The sequence below is a fragment of the Heliomicrobium gestii genome, assembly GCF_009877435.1.
GTDB lineage: Bacteria > Bacillota > Desulfitobacteriia > Heliobacteriales > Heliobacteriaceae > Heliomicrobium > Heliomicrobium gestii.
Genome location: NZ_WXEX01000013.1, coordinates 19,199 through 44,246 on the forward strand (window position 1 = coordinate 19,199; position 25,048 = coordinate 44,246).

General features: G+C 56.9%; 19 protein-coding genes and 1 pseudogene. 11 read left to right on the top strand and 9 right to left on the bottom strand.

The genetic code is table 11. The annotated features are described in order from the left end of the window. Positions 1 to 23: 23 nt before the first annotated feature. Positions 24 to 1,202, bottom strand: a complete 1,179-nt coding sequence (locus GTO89_RS13860; RefSeq protein WP_161262694.1) for an acetyl-CoA C-acetyltransferase — start codon at positions 1,200 to 1,202, stop codon at positions 24 to 26. A gap of 395 nt (positions 1,203 to 1,597) precedes the next feature. On the opposite strand from GTO89_RS13860, the gene GTO89_RS13865 reads away from it, so the two are divergent. Continuing rightward, entirely contained in the window at positions 1,598 to 3,220 is a 1,623-nt protein-coding gene (locus GTO89_RS13865; RefSeq protein ID WP_170294540.1) for an AMP-binding protein, read from the top strand. A 181-nt stretch (positions 3,221 to 3,401) separates the two neighbouring features. Here the strand turns inward: GTO89_RS13865 and icmF are convergent, their stop codons facing one another. From icmF to dnaA, 8 genes are all read right to left on the bottom strand, one after another. Beyond that, entirely contained in the window at positions 3,402 to 6,740 is a 3,339-nt protein-coding gene (gene icmF / locus GTO89_RS13870; protein WP_161262696.1) for a fused isobutyryl-CoA mutase/GTPase IcmF, read from the bottom strand. A gap of 24 nt (positions 6,741 to 6,764) precedes the next feature. Then, complete coding sequence (locus GTO89_RS13875) at positions 6,765 to 7,904, bottom strand: acyl-CoA dehydrogenase (protein WP_161262697.1); 1,140 nt, start codon at positions 7,902 to 7,904, stop codon at positions 6,765 to 6,767. Between the two features lie 75 nt (positions 7,905 to 7,979). Continuing rightward, positions 7,980 to 9,212 carry a CaiB/BaiF CoA transferase family protein gene (locus GTO89_RS13880; RefSeq protein WP_161262698.1) on the bottom strand — a complete coding sequence of 411 codons (1,233 nt, stop codon included), beginning with the start codon at positions 9,210 to 9,212 and terminating at the stop codon, positions 7,980 to 7,982. Between the two features lie 298 nt (positions 9,213 to 9,510). After that, the gene (gyrB, locus tag GTO89_RS13885; RefSeq protein ID WP_161262699.1) at positions 9,511 to 11,436 is read right to left on the bottom strand and encodes a DNA topoisomerase (ATP-hydrolyzing) subunit B; all 1,926 of its coding nucleotides are present in this window, start codon (positions 11,434 to 11,436) and stop codon (positions 9,511 to 9,513) included. Positions 11,437 to 11,544: 108 nt separating this feature from the next. Further along, on the bottom strand, positions 11,545 to 11,823 hold the full coding sequence (remB, locus tag GTO89_RS13890) for an extracellular matrix regulator RemB (protein ID WP_161262700.1): 279 nt from the start codon (positions 11,821 to 11,823) through the stop codon (positions 11,545 to 11,547). Positions 11,824 to 11,833: 10 nt separating this feature from the next. Then, positions 11,834 to 12,952, bottom strand: coding sequence for a DNA replication/repair protein RecF (gene recF / locus GTO89_RS13895; RefSeq protein ID WP_161262701.1), 1,119 nt, complete (start codon positions 12,950 to 12,952; stop codon positions 11,834 to 11,836). A 78-nt stretch (positions 12,953 to 13,030) separates the two neighbouring features. Then, positions 13,031 to 14,146, bottom strand: coding sequence for a DNA polymerase III subunit beta (gene dnaN, locus GTO89_RS13900; protein WP_161262702.1), 1,116 nt, complete (start codon positions 14,144 to 14,146; stop codon positions 13,031 to 13,033). Between the two features lie 161 nt (positions 14,147 to 14,307). Beyond that, positions 14,308 to 15,639 carry a chromosomal replication initiator protein DnaA gene (dnaA, locus tag GTO89_RS13905; RefSeq protein ID WP_161262703.1) on the bottom strand — a complete coding sequence of 444 codons (1,332 nt, stop codon included), beginning with the start codon at positions 15,637 to 15,639 and terminating at the stop codon, positions 14,308 to 14,310. A gap of 520 nt (positions 15,640 to 16,159) precedes the next feature. On the opposite strand from dnaA, the gene rpmH reads away from it, so the two are divergent. From rpmH to GTO89_RS13955, 10 genes and pseudogenes are all read left to right on the top strand, one after another. Continuing rightward, on the top strand, positions 16,160 to 16,294 hold the full coding sequence (gene rpmH / locus GTO89_RS13910) for a 50S ribosomal protein L34 (protein WP_161262704.1): 135 nt from the start codon (positions 16,160 to 16,162) through the stop codon (positions 16,292 to 16,294). A gap of 44 nt (positions 16,295 to 16,338) precedes the next feature. After that, complete coding sequence (gene rnpA / locus GTO89_RS13915; protein ID WP_161262705.1) at positions 16,339 to 16,695, top strand: ribonuclease P protein component; 357 nt, start codon at positions 16,339 to 16,341, stop codon at positions 16,693 to 16,695. A gap of 1 nt (position 16,696) precedes the next feature. Then, positions 16,697 to 16,909, top strand: coding sequence for a membrane protein insertion efficiency factor YidD (gene yidD, locus GTO89_RS13920; protein WP_407929496.1), 213 nt, complete (start codon positions 16,697 to 16,699; stop codon positions 16,907 to 16,909). A gap of 31 nt (positions 16,910 to 16,940) precedes the next feature. Next, on the top strand, positions 16,941 to 17,621 hold the full coding sequence (locus tag GTO89_RS13925) for a YidC/Oxa1 family membrane protein insertase (protein ID WP_328793922.1): 681 nt from the start codon (positions 16,941 to 16,943) through the stop codon (positions 17,619 to 17,621). Beyond that, a pseudogene (gene jag, locus GTO89_RS13930) lies at positions 17,621 to 18,244 on the top strand (RNA-binding cell elongation regulator Jag/EloR); the annotation flags it as partial. The gene GTO89_RS13925 and the pseudogene jag, both read left to right, overlap by 1 nt. 340 nt (positions 18,245 to 18,584) lie before the next feature. Further along, positions 18,585 to 20,012, top strand: coding sequence for a tRNA uridine-5-carboxymethylaminomethyl(34) synthesis GTPase MnmE (mnmE, locus tag GTO89_RS13935; protein WP_161262708.1), 1,428 nt, complete (start codon positions 18,585 to 18,587; stop codon positions 20,010 to 20,012). A 133-nt stretch (positions 20,013 to 20,145) separates the two neighbouring features. Beyond that, entirely contained in the window at positions 20,146 to 22,062 is a 1,917-nt protein-coding gene (gene mnmG, locus GTO89_RS13940; protein WP_161262709.1) for a tRNA uridine-5-carboxymethylaminomethyl(34) synthesis enzyme MnmG, read from the top strand. Further along, positions 22,055 to 22,828 (top strand): 16S rRNA (guanine(527)-N(7))-methyltransferase RsmG, encoded by a 774-nt coding sequence (rsmG, locus tag GTO89_RS13945; protein ID WP_161262710.1) that lies wholly within the window; start codon positions 22,055 to 22,057, stop codon positions 22,826 to 22,828. The genes mnmG and rsmG overlap by 8 nt, the downstream gene beginning before the upstream one ends. Before the next feature lie 363 nt (positions 22,829 to 23,191). Next, the gene (locus GTO89_RS13950; protein WP_456237456.1) at positions 23,192 to 23,974 is read left to right on the top strand and encodes a ParA family protein; all 783 of its coding nucleotides are present in this window, start codon (positions 23,192 to 23,194) and stop codon (positions 23,972 to 23,974) included. Then, on the top strand, positions 23,967 to 24,953 hold the full coding sequence (locus GTO89_RS13955) for a ParB/RepB/Spo0J family partition protein (RefSeq protein ID WP_161262712.1): 987 nt from the start codon (positions 23,967 to 23,969) through the stop codon (positions 24,951 to 24,953). Before GTO89_RS13950 ends, GTO89_RS13955 begins: the two co-directional genes overlap by 8 nt. Positions 24,954 to 25,048: the final 95 nt, after the last annotated feature.

The window sequence follows — 25,048 nt, forward strand, 5'->3', positions numbered from 1 at the left end:
CTCGTCCTTTCTCTTTTGTGAAATCAGTCGACGCGCAGCATGAGCGCGTCCCCTTGAGCGGCGCCGCTGCAGATGGCGGCAATGCCTGTGCCGCCGCCCCGCCGCCGCAATCCGTGGATCAGCGTCGCGACGATGCGCGCGCCGCTGGCGCCGATGGGATGGCCGAAGGCGACGGCGCCGCCGTTGACATTGACCTTGTCCAGGTCGTAGGCGGCAATTTTTTGACTGATGAGGACGACCGCGGCAAAGGCCTCGTTCACCTCAAAGAGATCCATGTCAGTGAGTTTTTTTCCGGTTTTGGCCAACAGCCGGTTGATGGCGTGACCGGGCGCGCTGGCCAAGTCCCTCGCCTCCAGTGCCACTTCGGTATGACCGAGCAAGGTGGCCAAGGGACGAAGTCCCAGCGCTTCGGCCTTTTCCCGGCTCATCAGCACCAGCGCGCCGGCGCCGTCATTGACGCTGGGCGCGTTGCCGGCCGTGACCGACCCGTTCGGATCGAAGATGGGCGGGAGTTTGGCCAGCCCTTCCCGTGTGGTGGGGCGAGGCTGCTCATCCCGATCGACGACGACCGGCGCGCCCTTTTTCTGCGGCACCGTCACCGGAACGATCTCCTCGGCGATCCGGCCGCCGGCGATCGCATCCGCCGCCCGTTGCTGGCTCCGCAAGGCCCATTCGTCCTGATCTTCCCGGCTGACGCCGTATTGGCCGGCCAGTTCAGAACCGTGCAGGGCCATGTGACGGTCATAAAAGGGGCACCAGAGGCCGTCATGAACCATCAGGTCCACAGCCTCGAAATTGAACATGCGCTGCCCCCAGCGGGCCGATGGCAGATAGTAGGGCGCCTGGCTCATGCTCTCCATCCCGCCGGCGACGGCTGTGTCGATCTCGCCGGCGGCGATCATCCGGGCCGTCAGGGCAACGGAGATCATGCCGCTGGCGCACACCTTGTTCACCGTCAAAGAAGGCGTCTCCCAAGGGATGCCCGCCAGGCGCGCCGCCTGCCGGGAGGGGATCTGACCGGCTCCGCCCTGGAGCACCTGCCCCATCGTGACATACTCAACAGACTCCGGCTCCAACCCGCATTGCCGGAGCGAGCCTTCGATAGCGGCGGCGCCCACCTCCACCGATTTCAGCGACGACAAGGCGCCTCCGAATTTGCCGAACGGCGTCCGGACCGCGCTGACAACGACCACTTCACGCAACAAAGCCACCCCCATTTATTTGCAACCACCCCATGGGTGCGTTGCGGTGTAAGATATAGCTACGCAAAAAAATGCCAAAATCCTGCTAGATTTTTTTCAAAAATCACTTAATTAAGAAAATTACAAATAGTTATATTAATAAGTTGTATATTTGTGTAATTTATGGACGTTCCCTCTAGGGATCATGCCCCTTCCCCGCAGACGCCTCGCCTCGATGGCCCTAAGAATAATTTAATTATTCTGATAAATCAAGCAGGAAGCCTGTCTTGAATGGCGAAGAACTACTCCTGCCCAAAAACAAAATGAATCCTTTTATTGAAATTTCAGGGCCCATCGATGCCCGGGCAGCCAATAAGGCACAGAAGGAGGAAGCGCCATTGCCTGGTTCGTTCAACATGTCCGATTATAAGCAGACCTGCGCCGAGTTTACATGGGAGGTCCCGCCGTCGTACAACTTCGCCCGCGATGTCCTCGATCGATGGGCCGCTGATCCGGATCGGCTGGCCTTGTGGTGGGTCGATGATCACGGGAATGAAGACAAGAAGACCTTCCGGGAACTGAGCGACGCCGCCCAACGGTTCTGCAACGTTCTCGAGGCCCAGGGGGTCGGCAAAGGCGATGTAGTCGTCGTCATCCTCCCGCGCCTCGTCGAGTGGTGGATCATCCACATCGCCTGCCTGCGCATGGGCGCTGTGATCAGCCCAGGCACGATGCAATTGACGGCCAAGGACATCCGGTTTCGCCTGCAAGCGGCCGATGGGCGCTGCATCATCACCACCAACGCCGTCGCCCCGCGGGTTGACGAGATTTATAGCGAATGCCCGACAATGACCAGCCGTATTCTCATCGGCGGTGAGCGGGAAGGCTGGATCGACGGCCACCGGGCTCTCTCAGAGGCCCATGATCGCTTTCCCGCAGCCGACACGGCCGCGGATGACAATGCCATCCTCTACTTCACCTCTGGCACGACGGGCTATCCGAAGATGACGGTGCACACCCATGCCAGCTACCCCATCGGCCATACCGTCACCGGGCGCTACTGGCTCGACCTGCGCCCGGAAGACCTGCATTGGAATCTCAGCGACACGGGCTGGGCAAAGGCGGCCTGGAGCAGCTTTTTTGGCCCCTGGATCTGCGGCGCCGCCGTCTTCATCCATCACAGCGACCGCTTCGATCCAAAAAAGACGCTGCAACTGCTCGACCAGTATCCCATCACCACCTTCTGCGGCGCGCCGACCATCTACCGCATGCTCGTGCTGGAAGATCTGAAGGCCTATCGCTTTGCCCACCTGCGCCACTGTGTCGGCGCCGGAGAGCCGCTCAACCCGGAGGTGATCGACACCTGGAAGGAAGCGACGGGCCTCACGATCCGCGACGGCTATGGGCAAACCGAATCGGTTCTCCTTGTCGGCAGTTTCCCCTGCCTGGAACCGCGCATCGGCTCCATGGGCAAACCGTCGCCCGGCTTTGACATTCAGGTGATCGATGACATGGGCAACATCCTGCCTCCCCACAAAGAGGGCGACATCGCCGTCCGCGTCCGGCCTCACCGGCCGGTGGGGCTGTTCAAGGAGTATTGGCGCGACCCGGAAAAGACGGCCGCCGTCTTTCGCGGCGATTGGTACCTCACGGGCGATCGGGCCTACCGCGATGAAGAGGGCTACCTCTGGTTCGTCGGTCGCGCCGATGATGTGATCCTCTCGGCGGGCTATCGCATCGGCCCCTTTGAGGTGGAGAGCGCTCTGCTCGAGCATGAGGCAGTTGCCGAATCGGCCGTCGTGTCCAGCCCGGACGAGGTCCGCGGCGAGGTGGTCAAGGCCTTTGTCGTGCTCCGTCCCGGCTTCATGCCTTCTGACCAATTGGCGAACGAATTGAAGGAGCATGTCAAAGAGGTGACAGCCCCCTACAAATACCCGCGCCTGATCGAATTCATCCCTTCCCTGCCCAAAACCGTCTCCGGCAAGATCCGCCGTGTCGAGTTGCGCAACCGCGAGTGGAAGGAGCACCGGAATTCCTAACCGCATCATCCCCAAGCGCCAAAAGGCAAAGCACAGGTCCGTTCTCAAAGGGATAAACGAAAAGACCTCTGCGCAGCCACCTTGTCATGAGGTGGCTCGCCCAGAGGTCTTTTTCCTGTTTTTTTTCTTCAGACCGATTGTGCTCACCGCAGACGAGTGGACAGGGGAGGACAGGGAAAGGTCACATATTCCGCCGGTACCGGCCGCCCACCTCATAGAGGGCGGCGGTGATCTGCCCCAGGCTCGCCACAGGGACCGTCTCCATCATTTCGGCAAAGATATTGCCGCCGTTGCGCACCACATCTTTCAGCCGCGCCAAGGCGAGAGCCGCCTCTTCACGATGGCGGTGCTGGAATTCGCGCAGGCGATCGATCTGTTGGCGCTTCTCCTCTTCCGTGGCCCGGCTCAGTTCGATATTTTCTTCCACGTCGGAACCCTCTGGGTTGAGGAAGGTGTTGACGCCGATGATCGGCAGTTCCCCCGTATGCTTGCGCGTCTCATAGAGCAGCGATTCCTCCTGGATCTTGTTGCGCTGGTACTGTGTCTCCATGGCGCCGAGGACGCCGCCGCGCTCATTGAGGCGGAGAAACTCAGCGAGCACCGCTTCCTCGACCAGATCGGTCAGTTCCTCGATGATAAAGGCGCCCTGCAAGGGATTCTCGTTTTTGGCCAGGCCGAACTCCTTGCCGATGATCAGTTGGATGGCCATGGCGCGGCGCACCGACGCCTCTGTCGGCGTGGTGACCGCCTCGTCATAGGCGTTGGTGTGCAGGGAGTTGCAGTTGTCATAGATGGCCGACAATGCCTGCAGGGTGGTGCGGATGTCGTTGAAGTCCATCTCCTGGGCATGGAGGGACCGCCCCGACGTCTGGATGTGATACTTCAGCTTCTGGCTTCGCTCATTGGCATGGTACTTCTGCTTCATGACGACGGCCCAGATGCGCCGGGCCACCCGGCCAAGGACAGAGTACTCCGGATCGAGGCCGTTGCTGAAGAAGAAGGAGAGGTTGGGGGCGAAATCATCGATCTTCATCCCCCGGCTCAGGTAGTATTCCACGTAGGTGAAGCCGTTGGCCAGGGTGAAGGCCAGTTGGGTGATCGGGTTGGCGCCCGCTTCGGCGATGTGATAACCGGAGATGCTGACCGAGTAGTAGTTGCGCACCCGCTCCTGGATAAAGTATTCCTGGATGTCGCCCATCATCTTGAGGGCGAAATCGGTGGAGAAGATGCAGGTGTTCTGCCCCTGGTCCTCCTTGAGGATATCGGCCTGGACGGTGCCGCGCACCCGCTGCAGCGTCTCCGCACGCAGGCGAGCCCATTCGTCGGGATTGGGCCGGCGTCCCTCCCGCTCGGTAAATCGATCGACCTGCTGATCGATGGCTGTCTGTAAAAACATGGCCAGCAGGATCGGCGCCGGGCCGTTGATCGTCATCGACACGGATGTATTGGGCGCGCAGAGGTCAAAACCGGCATAGAGCCGCTTCACGTCCTCCCATGTGCAGACGTTGACGCCGCTGTTGCCGATTTTGCCGTAGATGTCCGGGCGGTCGGCCGGATCCTCGCCATAGAGGGTGACGCTGTCAAAGGCGGTGCTCAGGCGGATGGCCGGATCGTCTTTGCAGAGGTAGTGGAAGCGCCGGTTTGTCCGCTCCGGCGTGCCTTCGCCGGCAAACTGGCGCCGGGGATCCTCCCCTTCCCGCTTGAAGGGAAACACGCCTGCCGTAAAAGGGAACTGGCCGGGAACATTTTCGTTGAGGGCCCAGCGCAGGATCTCGCCCCAGTCGGCATAACGGGGTAGGGCCACCTTGGGGATGGGCGTCCCTGACAGGGTTGTCGTGAACAAGGCGGTGACGATCTCCCGATCGCGCGCGGTTGTGACCCACTGGGCCTGGCGATAGGAGGTACAGAGACCGTCCCAGTTGTCCAGGATCCGGCGGCAATCGGGATGGAGCCGTTCCTGCCACGACCGGATCTGTTCGTCCAGTTCGGCAAGAGCGGCGGAACCGTTCCGATTCGCCGCCCCCTCCTCCCCTTCGGCCAGCAATCGCCGCGCGCCCTGAAGTTGATAGAGGCGCCGGGCCACCTCGACCTGCGCTTCCACGAAGGCGCGGTAATCGCGGGCGGCATGAACGATCTCGGCCAGGTAGTTGACCCGCTCAGCCGGGATGACGCCGCCGGAGGGGCGGGCCTCGGGAAATTCCGCAGAATGGAGGGGAGCGAGCGAGGACAGCCCGTCCGGCGAAAGCGACACACCCACTGGCGCCGCTGCCGGCTCAGCCGGCAAAGGCCAGAGGCCACCGGTTTTTTCGCTCACCATCGCCATCAGGCGATGAAAAAACCGCTCGACACCCGGGTCGTCAAACTGGCTGGCCACCGTACCGAAGACCGGCGTCTGATCATCGGGCCTGTCAAAGTCGTTGCGGCTGCGCCGCCACTGCTTGCGCACGGCCCGCAAGGCGTCTTCGGCGCCGCGCCGGTCATACTTGTTGATGACGACGGCGTCAGCGAAGTCGATCATGTCGATCTTCTCCAACTGGGTGGCGGCGCCGAACTCGCTCGTCATCACATAGACGGAGACATCGCTCACATCGATGATCTGGTGATCGCCCTGACCGATGCCGGAGGTTTCCACGATGACGAGGTCATAGCCGGCGGCCTTGACGACAGCGATGGCGTCATCAATGGCGCGGCTGAGTTCGCTGCGCGAATGGCGGGTGGCGAGCGAGCGCATGAAGACGCGGGGATGGTGGATGGCGTTCATGCGGATGCGATCGCCCAGCAGCGCGCCGCCGGTCTTCCACTTGGAGGGATCGACAGACAGCAAGGCGAGCCGCTTGTCGGGATAGGCCGCCAAAAAGCAGCGGACCATCTCATCGATGAGCGAGCTTTTGCCGGCGCCGCCCGTTCCCGTCACGCCGATGACCGGCGTCTTCGCTCGATGAAGGCGCAACCGGTCAAAGAGGGCAGCCACAGCGGAGTCAGGGGCGAGCACATTGTTTTCGGCCAGCGAGATCCAGCGGGCCACCTGGGGCCAGGCGCGCCGTTCCGGTGACAGCCCCTCCATCCCCTGGGGCTCCGCCGCCGGCGGCGCAAAATCGGCCTGGCTGACGAGAAAATCGATCATCCCCTGCAGCCCCATGCGCCGCCCGTCTTCGGGGGAGAAGATCTTGCCGACGCCATAGGACTCCAACTCCCGGATCTCCCGGGGAACGATCACCCCGCCGCCGCCGCCAAAGACGCGGATATGGCTCAGATCCCGCTCACGAAGCATGTCGATGATGTATTTGAAAAACTCGATGTGTCCGCCCTGGTAGGAGGTGACAGCGATGGCCTGGACATCCTCTTGGGTGGCCGCGTCAATGATCTCCTCCACCGACCGGTTGTGGCCCAGGTGGATGACCTCCACCCCGCCGGCCTGCATCAACCGTCGCATGATATTGATCGACGCGTCATGGCCGTCAAAGAGACTGGTCGCCGTGACAATGCGCACGGCATGGCGTGGCCGGTACGGTTCTGTCATCTCACTTCTCCCCGCTCTCTGCCTTTACTTCAGTACCGACGCGGCGATGACGGTGCGTTGGATCTCGCTGGTTCCTTCGTAGATTTCGGTGATTTTGGCGTCGCGCATCATCCGCTCGACAGGGTATTCCCGGGTATAGCCGTATCCGCCATGGATTTGCACCGCTTTGGTGGTGACCGACATGGCCGTCTCGGAGGCGTAGAGCTTTGCCATGGCCGACTGTTTGCTGTAGGGCAGACCGGCGTCCTTCAAGTACGCCGCCTGGTAAACGAGCAAGCGAGCGGCTTCAATGGCCGTCGCCATGTCGGCCAACATCCACTGGAGCCCCTGATTGGCGCTGATCGGCTTGCCGAATTGTTCCCGCGTCTTGCTGTAGGCCACAGCCTGTTCAAAGGCGCCCTGCGCGATCCCCAGGGCCTGGGCGGCGATGCCGATGCGTCCGCCATCAAGGGTCATCATGGCGATCTTAAAGCCCTGGCCCTCTTCGCCGAGCCGGTTTTCCTCGGGGATGGGGCAGTTGTCGAAAACCAACTCATAGGTGCAGGAGGCGCGGATCCCCATCTTATGTTCCTTTTTGCCGAAGCTGAAACCGGGCGTTCCCTTTTCCACGATAAAGGCGGTCGTTCCCCGATGCTTTTTCGCCGGATCGGTCGCTGCGATCACCACGTAGTAATCGGCCCATTCGGCGTTGGTGATGAAGATCTTGCTCCCGTTCAAGACATAGCCGTCGCCATCACGCTGGGCCGTCGTTTTGAGCGATCCGGCATCGGAACCGGCGCCCGGTTCGGTGAGACCGAAGGCGCCAACGGAACGGCCCTCGGCAAGGGGCGTCAGGTATTTTTGTTTCTGCTCCTCTGTGCCGAAGGCATGGATCGGCCAGGCGCCCAGCGACGTATGAGCCGACAACAACACGCCGGAAGAGGCGCAGACGCGGCTCAACTCTTCGACGGCGATGACATAACTGAGGTTGTCCATCCCCGCCCCGCCATAGCTGTCGGAAAAGGGAATCCCCGTCAACCCCAGTTCGGCCATGTCGTCCCACAGGGCGCGATCATAGGTCTCCTGTTCATCCATCTCAGCCGCTTTGGGCGCAATCTTGGCCTCGGCAAAATCGCGCACCGTCTGGCGCAGCATCTCTTGTTCTTCAGAAAGACGAAAAATCATGGTGGAGACCTCCTACTTTCTTTTCTTTCACAGGCAAGAACGGACCGGAGCGAAGCAGGCGCCTGGGCTTATCGGTTACTGCCTTTCCTTCGGTTCAGCCTTTTCGTATTGTTGGACCACGCCGCTGCGCCGGAATTCGGCAATCTCCGCTTCCCGATAGCCCAGTTCGCGCAGCACCTCAGCGGTGTGCTCACCGAGCGCCGGGGAGTGACGGCGGCATTGGCAAGGCGTTTCGGAGAACCGGAAGGGGATGCCGGTCTCCATCAGCGGGCCTTCGGTGGGATGGATCGACTGGAGGATCATCTTTCGACTGCGCGCCTGCAGGTCAGCGCTCACCTGTTCCACATCCTGCACCGGGGTGCAACAGACATCACGGTGTTGAAAAAAGGCGGTCCATTCCGCCTGCGTCCTCGACCGGAACAACGCTGTGAGCGCCTCCATCCCTCGGCGGCGATCGACTTCCCCATCGCCGAGATCGATCAGATCCTCCCGGTCCACGGCGGCACAAAAGCGCTGCCAAAAGGGATCCTCCAGGGCAGCCAAAGCCATGTGCCGGCCATCGGCCGTCTCATAGGTGTTATACCGGGGCAGTGTTCCGGCGATCGGTTCCATCCCCCGGCGCGGCGGTTCTCCCGTCGTTCCAAAACGGGTCACATAGTGGCCCATCATCGCCACCACCGCATCGAGCATGGCCATATCGATGTACTGGCCCTTCCCCGTCTGATGGCGGTTTTCCAGGGCGGCGAGAATGGCGATGGCCGCCAGCATGCCGCTGATCAGATCGGACAAGGGCACAGCGGGGATGACCGGCGGTCCCCCCTTTTGTCCGATCAGATCCAAGAGTCCACCCAGCGCGAGGTAGTTGAGGTCATGGCCGGCCCGATCCCGGTAGGGACCGTCTTGACCGTAACCGGAGATGGCGCAGTAGAGGAGCCTCTCATTTTTTTCTCTCAGCGACGGATAGCCCAGGCCCAACCGTTCCATGACGCCGGGGCGAAAACCCTCCAGCAACACATCGCTGCCGGCAGCCATTCTTTCGATGATCTCCCGACCCGCTTCGGTCTTGATGTTGACGACCATGCTTCGTTTATTCCGGTTCAGGCTCAGAAAAAAATCGCTCTGTTCCCGGATCGGCGGAAACATCGTTCGCAGGTAATCACCTGTTTCCGGCGCCTCGATCTTGACCACCTCAGCCCCCAGATCCGCCAGCAGCAAAGAACAGAACGGCCCCGGCGCTAAGCGGGACAGATCTAGGATCTGCAACCCCTGCAAGGGTCCGGCAGGGGGGGATTGCCGATGATTTGCCAAATTGAGAAGGTCCCTCCTTCCACTGTCAATTTCCTTGACCACATCCCCTTGTGCAGAACGTGCGCTTGCTTTGCTGGCCATGCATTCCTCGCCGGGCATCTTCCACCGGCAGCAATGAAATCAAACCCATGGAAGGGTATGGTTTTTTTCGCTAGAAAAATAATAAAATCCTGCAATTCTTTTAAAAAATTCTGAATATTAATAATAAATAAAAATCGGCCGACTAGCCGTCGACCGATCCAAAGTGCCTATCTCCTGTTTGGGCTTCTATTTGGGCGCCTTTTCGCCTGGATAGTTGTTACACATCCAGGTTCCGCACATCCTTGGCATGGGTCTGAATGAACTCGCGCCGCGGTTCCACTCGATCACCCATAAGGGTCGTGAAGATCTGTTCCGCTTCGGCGGCATCTTCCATGGAAACCTGCAGCATCGTCCGGTGCTCGGGATCCATCGTCGTTTCCCAGAGTTGTTCCGGGTTCATCTCGCCGAGGCCTTTGTAGCGCTGGATGGTGATGCCGTCGCGGCCGGTCTTCTCCAGGTGGCGGTTCAGTTCGTTGTCATGATAGAAGTAACGCACATCGCGGCTCTTTTTCACCTGGTAAAGAGGCGGCTGAGCGATGTAGATATAGCCGTTTTCGATGAGCGGTTTCATGTGACGGTAGAAGAAGGTGAGCAGCAGCGTCCGGATGTGGCTGCCGTCCACGTCGGCGTCGGTCATCAGGCAGATGCGGTGATAGCGCGCCTTGCCAAGATCGAAATCCTCGCCGATGCCGGTGCCCATGGCCGTGATGAGCGCCCGGATCTCCTCGTTGGAGAGCACCTTGTCAAGACGGGACTTCTCTACGTTCAGGATCTTGCCGCGCAGGGGCAAGATGGCCTGAAAGCGCCGATCCCGGCCCTGTTTGGCGCTGCCGCCGGCGGAGTCACCTTCGACGATGTACAGTTCGCAGAGAGCGGGATCCTTGAAGGAGCAGTCGGCCAGCTTGCCCGGCAGGGAGGTCGACTCAAGGGCCGTCTTGCGGCGGGTCAGTTCCCGGGCCTTGCGGGCCGCTTCACGGGCGCGCATGGCGCCCAGCGCCTTCTCGATGATCCGCTTGGCCACGGCGGGGTGCTCTTCCAAGTAGGTGCCGACTCCCTCGCTGACACAGGCGTCGGCGATGCCCCGCACCTCCGAGTTGCCCAGTTTGGTCTTGGTCTGGCCCTCAAACTGGGGTTCACGGACCTTGACGGAGATGACGGCGGTGATCCCCTCGCGGATGTCCTCGCCGGACAGGTTGTTTTCGCTGTCTTTGAGTTGATTCAACCGGCGGGCGTATTCGTTGATCACCCGGGTGAGGGCCGTTTTAAACCCGGCCTCATGGGTGCCGCCCTCCTGGGTGTTGATGTTATTGGCGTAGGAAAAGACGTTTTCTGCGTAGCCGTCGTTGTATTGTAAAGCCACTTCCACATAGACGGTGTCTTTTTCCGTCTGGAAGTAGATGACCTCTCCATGGACAGCATCCTTGTTGCGGTTGAGGAACTTGACGAAGTCCATGATGCCGCCGCTATGGGCAAAGACGCTCTCCTGACCGGATCGCCGATCGTTCAGGGTGATCTTGACGCCGCGGTTGAGGAAAGAGAGCTCCCGCAGGCGGTGAGAGAGCGTATCGTAGCTGTACTCCAGTTCTTCAAAGATCTGGGGGTCAGGCTTGAAGTAAATCGTCGTGCCCGTATCCGTCGCCTGGCCGATCACATTTAGCTCTGATGTGACCACGCCGCGTTCATAATGCTGCTGGTGGATCTTGCCGTTGCGGCGCACCGTCACCCGCAGCTTTTCCGACAGGGCGTTGACGACGGACAGGCCGACGCCGTGCAGGCCGCCGGAGACCTTGTAGCCTTCGCCGCCGAACTTGCCGCCGGCGTGCAGCACCGTCAGGGCCACCTCGACAGCTGGTTTGCCCATCTTGGGGTGGATGTCGACGGGAATGCCCCGCCCGTTGTCGGTCACTTCGATGCTGTTGTCCTCGTTGATGACCACATCGATGGTGTCACAGTAGCCGGCCAAGGCCTCGTCGATGGAGTTGTCGACAATCTCGTAGACCAGGTGATGCAGGCCCCGGGCACTGGTGGAACCGATGTACATGCCCGGTCGACGGCGAACAGCCTCCAGACCTTCAAGCACTTGTATCTGACTGGCGTCATAATTCGACGCGCCGCTGACAGTCCAGGTATCCTGTTCGGCCACCCGAAAAAACCTCCATTCAGGGAATGCACAATCTCCGGGGGGCTATCTCCCCGATCTGGTGCTTCCAAAAGAACATTTTACCATATTCTTTCGTTTCGCACAAATCAGTTAGCGTTGGCTCTCTTCCCAGGCCTTGAGCATCGCTTTGATGTTGTTGCCCCGTTTCATCAGCTTCGTCGATGAGATGGGGGACAGGTAGATGTATTTCGTTGTGACGATAAAGGATTTTTCTTTTCCTTCTTCGGCGATGCGCTTGACAAAGCCCTCATCGTGGACCGTGCTCAAAAACTCCTTCGTCGTGGCCGCCTGGCTGGACGACTTAAGATCGATGATGGCCACGATCTCCTCTTTGGGGACGATGACCTCCCCGCCAAGATGCAGGAACATGGGCGCCCTCCTATTCAGACCTTCGCGAAAGCTGTCCCGCTTGAATGCGGAAGATGCCGGCCCGGCCCAATTGCTCCGGCAAAAAGGCGTGCAAATGGGTGGTGGTAATAAACACCTGGATATGTTTGCTTTCCAATTCGGCCAGCAGCTGCTGCCGGCGATCGGGATCGAGTTCGCTCATCACGTCATCGAGCAAGACCAGGGGGTACTCCCCCTTGATCTGGTGGATATAGGCGATTTCCGCCAGTTTCAACGACAAGGCGATGGAGCGCTGCTGGCCCTGAGAGCCGTAGGTCCGGGCATCCCGTCCGTTGAGAAACAGTTGCAGATCGTCGCGGTGCGGCCCCGTCAATGTGGACTGCCGGGCGATCTCCTCGGCGCGCCGATCCTTCAGGGCAGCGCGATAGACCTCCAGCCATCGAAGGCGATCCTCGGGCAACGGAAAGGAAGAGCGGTAGGTAAGTTCCAGTTGTTCCCTGTCGCGACTGAGACCGCGGTAAATCTGCCGGGCATAGGGGGCGATGCGGGCCAACCCGTCGAGCCGGCGGCCCAGCAGTTCCACCGCCAACGGCGCCAGTTGATCATCCCACAGTTCCAGCTCGGCCGCTGTGACCGCCCCCTCCCGGAACCGCCGCAGCAGGTTGTTGCGCTGGGTGACCACCCGGGCATAGCGGGACAAGACATCGCCATAGGCCGGCGACGCCTGGGACAGTTCCCGGTCGAGAAAGCGCCGCCGCTGGGCTGGCGATCCCTTGACCAGGGACAAATCTTCCGGGGAAAACACCACCGTATTCAGGGTTTCCGACAATTCGGCGATGCGACGCAGCTTGCGGCCGTTGACCTTGGCCAGCTTTCGCCGTTCGCCGCCAAAAGCGAGTTCAAGGGCGACGCTTTGCCCGTCCGATCGCACCGTCGCCTTGATCCGGTAATACTCTTCCTGCCATTGAACCATCTCGGCATCCCGGGCGTCACGATGGGAGCCGCCGCCGCTGAGGAGGGCGATCGACTCGAGGAGGTTGGTCTTGCCCTGGCCGTTGGCGCCGACGAAGATGTTCACTCCAGGCGTAAAGTTGATCTGCAGTCCCTGGTAATTGCGAAAGTGGGCCAACTCGATCGCTTGGATTTCCATGCGCCACGCCCTGATTCATCTCAAACTTTAGAGGTATAATTTTTCTTTTTCACCAAAAAAAGCAATCTAGTCCGCTTGTTAAATCGTCCGAACAGGCACGATCAGGTAGAGGTAGCGCTCGTCGCCGAGCGGCTTTATCAAGCCCGGCGCCAGCGTCCCCGAGAGGTCAAGGCGCACCTGTTCCGTATCGATGACCTTCAGCACATCCTGGAGATACCGGAAGTTGAAGGCAATGGGGATTGGATCGCCATTGATATCCACAAAGACCTCTTCATAGATATGCCCCACCTCGGGCGAGTTGGACCGAATGGTCAACAGGTTTCCCTCTGCCGACAATTTGATGATGTTCGACCCTTCTTTGCCGATGGAGGCCAGGGAGGCCCGGTCTACGGCTTCCGCCAAGGATTTGACAGGGATCGTCAGGCGCGTCTTGTGTTCCCTGGGGATGACCTGTTGATATTTCGGGTACTGGCCTTCAATGATCCGCAGGATGACCCGCAGGCGATCCGTTTCCAGGAGCGCCTGGGAGCGGGTGAGGGTGATCTGCAGCGGCCCTTCCTCATCGGGCAGCAAGCGGGCCACATCGGAGAGGGTTTTTCCGTGGAGAATCACCTGACGGGGCTGGTTGACGTTCATCTCCACCGCCGTACCTGACAGCAGGGCCAAACGGTGTGTATCTGTGGCCACCCACCGGATTTCCTCCGGTTGAATATCCCAGAGCACCCCCGTAAACCAGGGGCGGGATTCGTCGGTTGACGCGGCAAAAGCGACGAGTCGCGTCATCTCTTTAAACTGCCCTTGGTTGACCGTCAACCGATCGCCATCGAGGATCGCCGGCAACAGCGGAAATTCCTGTGGATTCATCGTATTTAAGGTCAATTCCGAGCCATGATAGCGGACCTTCAGGGCCGGATTATCGTCATTGACAAAAAAGGTGATCGGACCTTCCGGCAACCGGCGGGCCATCTCGTTAAAGATGCGCGCGTTGACAACAGTGCTGCCGGTCCGGATCGTGCGAACAGGGATGGTGTATTCAATGCCCAGTTCCGTATCGGTAGCGACAAGACGCAGCGTCTCATCGTGGGCCTCCATGTAGATGCCGCTCAACACCGGCGTTGTCGCTTTGGAAGATACGGCGCGCGATACAGCGTTGACCGCCTCCAACAGCTCAGCCCGGGAACAGGAAAACTCCATGCTGTGGAAACCTCCTTGGTTTGGCGCCTTTTTTCCCTTTTTATATACCGTAGTCATAGTAAGGGGGCGGGATATGTGGAAAAGTGGGGGAACATCACGATTTTCCTTTGTTCAGGGTGTGGATAACTCTGGGGATAAGTGGGTAACTCCGGGGATAACTTTTAAGCTCTCTGGATTTTTTCTTTTAAAAGTTGAATGGTCATTTCCAGTTGGGGATCCTTTTCGATATCTTTTGTAATTTTTTCATGGGCATGAATGACGGTGGTATGATCGCGCCCGCCAAACTCTTCGCCAATCTTCGGGAGCGACACGTCGATCATCTCCCGGGAGAGGTACATGGCGATCTGCCGCGGGAAGGCCACATCGCGGGTGCGCTTTTTCGCCTTAAAATCTTCAACACGCATATTGAAATGCTCGGCCACGACATTTTGAATGAGGGCGATGTTGATCACCTTTGCCCGATGGGAGGGGATGATGCTCTTCAGCGCTTCTTCGGCCACATCGGAGGTCAGCGATTTGCCGCTCAGGGAGGCAAAGGCGATGACCCGGTTGAGGGCGCCTTCCAGTTCGCGGATGTTGGACTGAATGATATTGGCGATAAAGACCATGACCTCGTTGGGGACATCCAGGTTCTCCAAGATCGCCTTTTTGCGCAGGATGGCGATCCGCGTTTCCAGGTCGGGCGGGTTGATGTCCGTGATCAAGCCCCACTCAAAGCGGCTGCGCAGGCGGTCTTCCAAGGTGGGGATCTCTTTCGGCGGCCGGTCGGAGGAGATGATGATCTGCTTGCTCGACTCATGGAGCGCATTGAAGGTGTGGAAAAACTCTTCCTGGGTTCGTTCTTTGCCCGCCAGGAATTGAATATCATCGATCAAGAGTACGTCGATGTTGCGGTAGCGATTGCGAAAATCGACGGTCTTGTCGTCGCGGATGGCGTTGATCAATTCATTGGTGAATTTTTCGGAGGAGACGTAGACAACTCGGGATTGGGGCCGTTGATCGATGACAAAATGGCCGATCGCCTGCATCAGGTGGGTTTTCCCCAATCCGACGCCCCCATAAACGAAGAGGGGGTTGTAGGCTTTGGCCGGCGCTTCGGCGACGGCCAGGGCGGCCGCATGGGCAAAGCGGTTCGAGTTGCCCACCACAAAGGTGTCAAAGGTGTATTTGGGATTCAAAAGCGGAGGGCTGCTTTCTTCCACCGGCGCGCTTCGGCGCGCCGGTTCGGAACGGCGGTTATCCGGGCCGGGTGTGAAAAAGCGGACTTCCACCGACTCGCCGAGAACGACGGAGAGCGCGTTTTTTACCAAGGTGGCGTAGCGGTTTTCCAGCCAGTCGCGCGCCAGGTCATTGGGCACGCCGATATGGGCCTCTCCGTTTTGCATTGTCACCAACTGCGTGTTCTTCAACCATGTGTCAAAACTGGCCGGTTTCAGTTCTTGTTTCAATATCTCCAATGATTGTTGCCATAGACCGGCAAACTGTGAAGTCATCACAGGCTACCCCCAGTTTGAACGTTTTCCCGAGCGGGGATACGGTTATCCCCCATTTTGGCTCCGATATTCACTGCTGTGGAAAAGATGCGTATATATGTAGAAACGCGGACAACATCCGCGGTTGTCCACAAGATCGGCTGTTGTGGACGCTTTTTTTTGGGGAAAAGATGAGATAGGGCGAAAAAAATCCTTCGCCGTCGTCGAAGGTGTTGATGAAATGCGATTTGACGCGTAAATTATCCACAGTCTGTGGAACACTCTTGGGATAAAAATTAGACTTTCCGAGTTATCCACCTGTGGATAATATTCATCCCCAATTGTAACCTGCGTCGAAGTTATCCACAAGGGGATAACCCGAAAAAATGACGCCTGTCCCGATCATGTTCTTTTTCTTGACTTTCCTTGCGCTGATCCCTATAATGTAGATGTTTGTTCTTGCGAGCCGCCAGGATACGTGGCTTATTGTCTTCGCGGATAGATTCAGCAAATCTGGGCAAAAATAAGGGAGGTGTAGACATTGAAGCGCACCTATCAGCCGAAAAATCGGAAGCATAAACGCGTTCACGGTTTCTTGAGCCGGATGAGCACGCCGAACGGACGCAACGTCCTGAAGCGTCGTCGTGCAAAAGGAAGAAAACAACTCAGTGCTTAAGGCCGCTTCGGGGGCCTTCTTTTGTTTTCCGGGGGGGATCGCGGATGCTGGCTCGGCGCTATCGCTTGCGTCGCAATGAGGATTTTCAAAAGGTCTATAAACGAGGGAAATCCTATGGCGGCCAGTATGTGGTGCTGTACCGGTTTCAGCCTCGCCTCCCGGAGGCCCCTTCCCGCCGCCGTTTTGGTTTTTCTGTGTCCAGCAAGGTGGGCAAGGCGATTGTGCGCAACCGGGTGAAACGCATGCTCCGGGAGATCTGTCGCCGCCATGGCCTCCGTGTCGACGACGGCAGTGACATAATTTTGATCGCCCGGTCAAAAATAAAAGGAATTCCTTTTCGTCTGGTCGAACAAGATGTAATCAAACTCTTCAAACGGGCCAAACTGGGACCGGGGGGATGACATGCGGATGGTGGATGTGGTGATCGTCCCGATTCGATGGTATCGCCTCTATCTTTCGCCGCTCAAAGGACCCACCTGTCGGTTTGCGCCCACTTGCTCCGAGTATGCCATTTTGGCCTTGGAGAAGTACGGGGTGATCCGGGGGCTATGGAAAGCCGCCGGACGGTTGTTGCGCTGTCATCCCTTTCATCCCGGGGGCTATGATCCCCCTTGATCGCCATCAGTCGGTACATAAGTAAGGAGGAGTGCTTGCCTTGTGGCAAAGTCTAGTTGACGCATTTTCCTCGATGATCAACTTCTTTTACATCATCACGCAAAAAATCGGCGTTCCCAGCTATGGACTGGCGATCATCCTGATCACGATTACGATTAAAATGCTCCTGTATCCGCTCTCCGCCAAGCAGATGAAATCGATGCGGGCCATGGCGGAACTGGCGCCGAAACAGAAGGCGCTCCAGGAGAAGTATAAAAAAGATCCCCAAAAAGCGCAGGAAGCGATGATGCAGCTCTATAAGGAGCATGGCGTCAACCCCTTGAGCGGCTGCCTGCCCTTGTTGATCCAGTTTCCGCTCCTCATCGCCTTCTATAATGGACTGACACACTTTCCCTACATCAATGAAGCCGACGCGACGTTCCTCTGGATCTCGAATATCTCCTCTCCCGATCCGGTTTACATCTTGCCGCTGCTCGCTGCGGCGACGACCTACCTGCAGATGAAGGTGACGCCTTCCTCGTCCGGCGGCAATGCGTCGGCGGAACAGACACAGAAAATCATGATGTATTCGATGCCGTTGTTGATCGGTTGGATGGCCCACAGCTTTGCTGCCGGTCTGTCTCTCTACTGGGTGACCTTCAACACGGTCGGTATCCTTCAGCAGCTCTATATGAACCGCAGTCTGAATGTTCGGAAGGAAGGTACCGCGTAATGTCCCAACCGATCGTATTGGAAAAGACCGCAAAAACGGTGGAGGAAGCCCTTCGCGCGGCCCTTACGGAATTGAAACTGGAAGAGAAGGATGTAGAGCTCCTCGTTCTTGAGGAGCCTTCGAAGGGTTTTTTGGGTCTGATTGGAACCCGTCCCGCCCGCGTCCGGATTACGGTGAAGCCTGATCCGATGCGCGATGCCATCCGTTTTATTCAGGACATCTTTCGTGTCATGGGGATTCAAGCGGAAATCAAGCCGGAATGGCGCGATTCCACGTTGTTTATCGGTTTTTCCGGCGACGATCTGGGGATCCTGATCGGCCGCCGCGGCGATACGCTCGATTCGCTGCAGTACTTGGTCAATCTGGCGGTGAATCGCCAAGGCCCGGAACGGGTCCGGATTCTGTTGGACGTAGAAAATTATCGCCAGCGCCGGGAAGAAACGCTGATCCGGTTGGCCAAACGCCTTTCGGAAAAAGTGAAGCGAACCGGTGTCAAGGTGGTTTTGGAGCCGATGAGCCCGCAGGAACGGCGAATCATCCACACGACGCTGCAAGGCGACCCCCGCGTCGTCACCTATTCGGAGGGGGAAGAACCTTTCCGCAAAGTGGTGATCGGACCGAAGACAGATGCCAAACGTCCTCGTCCGGAGGGATTCGGTGCTCCGCGCTGGGGTGAACCCCGTCGTCCACGACCGGTTCGTCCGGAGAACAGGGAATCGCAAGGAAACCGTGAACCGCGGGAGTACGGCGGATACCGGGAAAATCGGGAAGCGCGCGACGGTGCGGAGCAACGGGAGAATAAGGCCCGTCCCCATCTCTACTCGGTTGGTGAAGAGAATAAGAACGAAGGATAGTCATCTGGACAAGGAATTCCTGCTTATGTGGGTATGATTGGGAATATCACAGGAGAGAATAAAAAAGCGCTTAGGCGCTTTTTTTCCTGTATTGGGAGAGGATGTTTCGATGGTCGGCGACACGATTGCTGCTGTAGCCACTCCGCCTGGTGAAGGTGGGATAGGGATCGTGCGGGTCAGCGGTCCCGGCGCCCGGGATGTGATCAAGGCGGTGTTTTTTCCGCGTTACGGCCGTGGCGTCGACGAATGGGCTTCCCATACACTGCATTTGGGCACGATCATTCACCCGGATGATGGACGGGAGATCGACGAAGCCCTCGTCGCCTGGATGGTGGGACCGCGCACCTTTACGACGGAAGATGTGGCCGAGTTTCATTGTCACGGTGGGGCTGTGCCGGTTCGAGAGACCTTGACGGCTGTCCTCCGGGCGGGCGCCCGGTTGGCGGAGCCGGGGGAGTTTTCGCGCCGCGCTTTTTTGGGTGGCCGGTTAGACCTGGCTCAGGCCGAGGCGATCATTGAAGTGATCCGCGCCAAGACCCGTGATGGGCTCGGCGCAGCTCTATCCCAGTTGGAAGGGCAGTTGTCTCGCCGGATCGATCAAGTCCGCGCGGACATACTGGCCCTTTTGGCGCATCTGGAGGCCATGATCGATTTCCCGGAGGAGGACCTGCCGGACATGGGGAGCGAGCGGTTGCGCGTAACGGTGGTCCACATTGGGAAGCAGATCGGCGATCTTGTGGAACGGTCACGGACTGGCCGCGTGCTCCGGGAGGGGTGGCGCACGGTCATCGCCGGCCGTCCCAATGTAGGAAAATCCAGTCTGATGAACGCCTTGCTTGATGAACAGCGAGCGATCGTGACGGAGATTCCGGGGACTACCCGTGACGCCATTGAAGAATACATCGATTTGGGCGGCATTCCACTTCGGATCGTTGATACGGCCGGCATCCGTGAAACAGAGGATATCGTTGAGCGGATCGGCGTAGAGAAGACGCGGGAGTACCTTGAAAAAGCCGATCTGGTGTTGGTCGTGCTCGACGGTTCTGACGGGCTGAACCAAGAAGATGAGGCGTTGTTGCGATCGCTCGTTGACCGTCCCGCTGTCGTGCTGGTCAATAAGAGTGATCTGGCGATCCGCCGTTTGGATGATGTGCGTCTTCGTTCCCTGGTGGGGAAGATGCCGATCCTCTCGGTGTCAGCGAAAGAAGGCTGGGGATTGCAGGAACTGTCCGATCTGATCCGTTCCATGGTTTATGGTCAGGATGGCTCGACTGTTGCAGGTCGTGAGGGAGAGGGCCCGGTTACCCGCGATGGCGGCCGCTCGGCCTTGGTCACACAGGCCCGTCATCGTGAGGCGTTGGAACGGGCGGATTTCCATCTGCGGCAAGCCCTGGAGGCTGTCGATGTTGGGGCGAGTCCTGATTTTTTGACGATTGACCTGAAGGCGGCCTGGGAGGCGTTGGGTGAGATCACCGGCGATACCGTTGGAGAGGATATTTTAGATAAGATTTTTTCTTCTTTCTGTATTGGGAAGTAGGCTTGGCGACGACGATGTTGTTTCACGTGAAACATTTAAGGACCCTCACGATATTGTTTCACGTGAAACAGTGACTCCCCGATTTGGGGGTAATTGACGGTGTTGTTTTCGAAGAAATAAGGGTGGAATTGCAATGGAGTATTCAGCAGGAAGGTATGATGTGATCGTCATCGGCGCCGGCCATGCCGGTTGTGAAGCGGCATTGGCCGCAGCCCGCATGGGGGCGAAGACGCTGATTCTGACGATCAGTTGGGACAATGTGGCCCTGATGCCCTGCAATCCGGCTATCGGCGGTCCGGCAAAGGGTCATCTCGTCCGTGAGATCGACGCGCTGGGCGGACAGATGGGATTGACCATCGATGAGACCTGTATTCAGATCCGGCTCCTAAATACAGGAAAGGGCCCTGCTGTCCATGCGCTGCGAGCGCAGGCGGATAAAAAACGGTATCAACGTGAGATGATACGTGTTCTCGAACACCAGGAAAATCTTGATGTGCGGCAAGCAATGGTGGAGTCGGTGGTGGTCGAGCATGGGCGTGTTTGCGGGATACGTACAAATACGGGCGCTTTTTTCGCTGCATCTGCCGTCGTCATCACGACCGGTACATACTTGCGGGGACGAATCATCATCGGTGATCTTCATTACCCCGGCGGACCTAATGGGTATTTTCCCTCTGTCGGACTTGCGGCGTCGCTGCGTGATCTGGGTGTCCGTCTCGGTCGTTTCAAAACGGGCACACCGGCTCGTGTCGATGGGCGCACGATCGATTACAGTCAGATGGTGGAACAACCGGGTGATCGGGAACCGTTGAATTTCTCTTTTCTTTCGCCTCGAGTTGAGCGAACGCAAGTTTCCTGTTGGCTGACTTATACGACAGAGGAAACCCATCAAATCATCCGGGATAATCTTCATCGATCGCCCCTTTACGCCGGTGTGATCGAGGGCACCGGACCGCGATACTGTCCCTCAATCGAGGACAAGGTCGTCCGTTTTGCTGACAAGAAGGGTCATCAGGTCTTTATTGAACCTGAAGGGGAAGACACCCATGAGATGTATGTGCAGGGGATGTCCACGAGCCTCCCCGAAGACGTACAGGTGACCATGTTGCGATCCCTCATCGGCATGCAAGACGTCAAAGTGATTCGTCCCGGCTATGCCATTGAATATGACTATGTCGATCCGACACAGTTAAAACTATCATTGGAACATCAGGAGATCGGGGGTCTCTTTACAGCCGGTCAGATCAATGGCACTTCCGGATATGAAGAGGCCGCTGCCCAGGGGTTGATGGCGGGGATCAATGCCGCGCGACTCATCAAGGGGGATTCGCCGGTTGTATTAAAGCGATCGGACGCCTATATCGGTGTCCTTATTGATGATTTGGTCACTAAGGGGACCAATGAACCCTATCGGATGCTTACGTCGCGTGCTGAGTATCGCTTGTTGTTGCGACAGGATAATGCGGATCAACGGTTGACGGAAATTGGCCATTCCATCGGGCTGGTTGATGATCACCGGTATCAACGGTATTGCGAGAAAGTGGGATGTGTCAAACAGGAGATTGCTCGTTGGAAATCCACTTCCGTCACACCGGGAAATGGCCGTCTGCAATCGATACTGGATAACAAGCAAAGCGCCCCCCTGTCGAAGGGGGTGTCGCTGTATGACTTGTTGCGCCGTCCTGAATTGTCTTTCGATGATCTGAAGATATTATTGGATGATGATGGATCATCGCAGACAACAGATCCAGAGGTGGCTGAACAGGTTGAGATATCAGCCAAGTTTGAAGGTTATCTGTTGAAACAGCAGTCACAGGTGGAGCGTTTTAACAAGTTGGAGAATAAACGCCTTCCTGACGATCTCGATTATGCCGGGATCCACGGCCTTTCCACGGAGGCCCGACAGAAATTAAACGCCAGAAAACCGGTTTCGATCGGCCAAGCATCCCGAATCTCGGGCGTCAATCCAGCCGATATCTCCATCTTGTTGGTCTATCTGGAGCAACGGCGTCGTCTCACGCCAGTGGATGGAGGACAACCGATTGAATGACGGGAAAGAAACAGGAAAGTTAACGCACTGGGATGCTGACCAGGTCGTCCGTTTCCGCCAGTATGTCCAAATGGGCTTGGAGCAGTGGAGGATTGCCCTTTCATCGGAGAGGATTGACCAATTCACCGTCTATGCAGAAGCATTGTTGGCAACAAACGCGCATTTGAATCTGACGTCCATCACAGATCCCGAAGGTGTCGCTGAAAAACATTTTGTTGATTCTATGAGTCCCCTTCTCTTGGATTTGCCTGATACGGCGCTATCGGTGATCGATGTTGGAACGGGGGCCGGATTTCCTGGACTTCCTCTCGCGCTCATTCGATCGCAGTGGCGAGTCGTGTTGCTGGATTCCTTGCAAAAGCGTTGCCGCTTTCTGAATGAAACGACGGAACGTTTGGGATTGACTAATGTTCAGGTTGTTCACGGTCGAGCTGAGGACACCGCTCGTGTTCCTCAACTCCGTGAAAAGCATGGGTTGGTTTTTAGTCGCGCTGTAGCCAGACTTCCAGTCCTGTTGGAGTTATGCCTTCCTTTTCTTGCTGTGGGCGGTCGCTTTATTGCTTTGAAGGGGCCTGATGGGCCCACAGAGGTAGATGAAGCAAAGACAGCACTGCGTCTATTGGGCGGGGAGATTGATGATGTAAAATCAATCACACTACCGATTTCGGGGGATCGTCGAACACTGATTGCTGTTCGTAAACAAAAACCGATTTCGAACGCTTATCCTCGGAAAGCAGGAATCCCTACGCGCAAACCATTGGTGTAAATGTTTCACGTGAAACATTTACGAGTTGGCCATAGCATTGTTTCACGTGAAACATAGGCGAACATTACAGAATTGTTTCACGTGAAACAATGAATTGCGATTGTAATCGACCTACGATTGCGCCATGTGAATTCACCTTGGTTTTTGTAAAAACGAAAATATGTTCCCCGTTTATTTTCCTGTATACGGCTCTAAAGCAACGTACATAAGGTGATTCCCTTTGAAAAGGGGGTAAACTGCTTGTTGCCCTCTTTTTTCTTTTTTCAGAGGGTGCCCGATATTTCTTTGCTTGAGACCTCTGTAACATAACCCTAATGAAGGACTTGCAGTTTATTGTGTTGAACTGAATAAATGAAAAGGTGAATGACAAGGTGGTGGAAACAGTTGGCTCATATTGTCGCCGTAGCCAACCAAAAAGGTGGCGTGGCGAAGACAACGACAGCGGTCAATCTCAGTGCTTGTTTGGCTGAGTTAGGCCAAAAGGTGTTATTGGTCGATATGGATCCGCAAGGCAATGCGACGAGCGGTTCAGGAATTGATAAATTGCGTGTGCGCCATTGCATTTATGATGTGCTGATCAACGGAGCTCCCTCTGATTCCATATTATCGACAACGGATTGGGAGCGTTTTTCTGTTCTCCCGGCGACCATTCAATTGGCCGGAGCAGAAATTGAGCTGGTTTCGGCAATATCACGAGAAGTCAAGTTAAAGCGCGCCCTGGATCCGTTACGGAATCGCTTTGACTACATCATCATCGATTGTCCGCCATCGCTTGGTCTGTTAACTTTGAATTCCCTCACTGCAGCCGACTCATTGCTGATCCCCATCCAGTGCGAGTACTACGCACTGGAAGGTCTTGGTCAGTTAATGAGCACGATCAAATTGGTACAGAAGCACCTTAACAGCGATCTATCCATTCTCGGTGTATTATTAACCATGTTTGACGCGCGGACGAATCTCGCGATCCAGGTCGTCGATGAGGTAAAAAATCATTTTCATGATAAGGTATTCAGGACAATCATCCCGAGAAACGTTCGCTTGAGTGAGGCTCCTAGCCATGGTCAGCCCATCATTGTGTACGACACTCGTTCACGCGGCGCCGAGGTCTATCGGGAGTTAGCGAAGGAAGTGTTGGAACGTGGTTAAAAAAGGGATGGGTCGAGGCCTCGGAAAGGGGTTAGAAGCGTTGATTCCGGGGATAACTGCTGTAGAAGAAACGAAGATAGAAACACAAGCAGCCACAGAAGTTGAACTCAGCCGAATCGAACCAAACCGTGATCAACCGAGAAAATACTTTGACCAAGAAGCGCTAGAGGAATTGGCGCGTTCCATTGCAGAGCATGGCGTGATTCAGCCGCTGGTCGTGAGGCCCTTCGGAAAGGATCACTACCAATTGATCGTCGGGGAGCGCCGGTGGCGAGCGTGTCAGCAATTAGGAATGGTGAAAGTCCCTGTCATCATCCGTGAATGGGATGAGAAAACTGTTGCTGAGGTTGCATTGATTGAAAATATCCAACGTGAGAATCTTAATCCCATCGAGGAAGCTCTCGCTTTTCGTTCACTGATGGATGATCATCAAATGACACAAGAGCAGATGGCTAAACGGGTGGGAAAAAGCCGTTCTTACATTGCAAATTCGCTTCGCCTGCTCACATTACCCGCTTCATTGCAAGAAATGGTATCAATGGGACGTTTAACTGCAGGCCATGCCAAGGTGATCGTTAGCGTCGCCGATGTAGCGGAACAGGAAAAGTTGGCACTGCAAGGTGCTGACGAGAATTGGTCAGTACGAAGAATGGAAGAAGAAGTTCGCCTTCGAAATCAACAGATTTTCGAACGAGGTTCGGATACTGTGATTGAAAAAGCCGATACGGGTAAAGAAGGCGATGATCAATCGGTTACTTTGGATGGTGGAGCGCCAGTTACAACGAAGCCTCGTGTAAAGGCGGCGCCTCTCGCTCCAAACCCAGAAGTCTCCAGTATGGAGGAGCGGTTGCGATCCATCTTGCAGACCCAGGTGCGAATCCGTTCGAACGGTTCGACGGGATTCATCGAACTTAGTTTCTTTAGCTCCGATGAATTACAGCGACTATGTGACTACTTACTCGGATCTGAAGAGGCATAAAGGTAGTGGGCGACGGTTTTTGGTGAAAACATACACGTAACCATACATTTATAAGCCTTATGTTTCACGTGAAACATAAGGCAGAATCAGAAGCA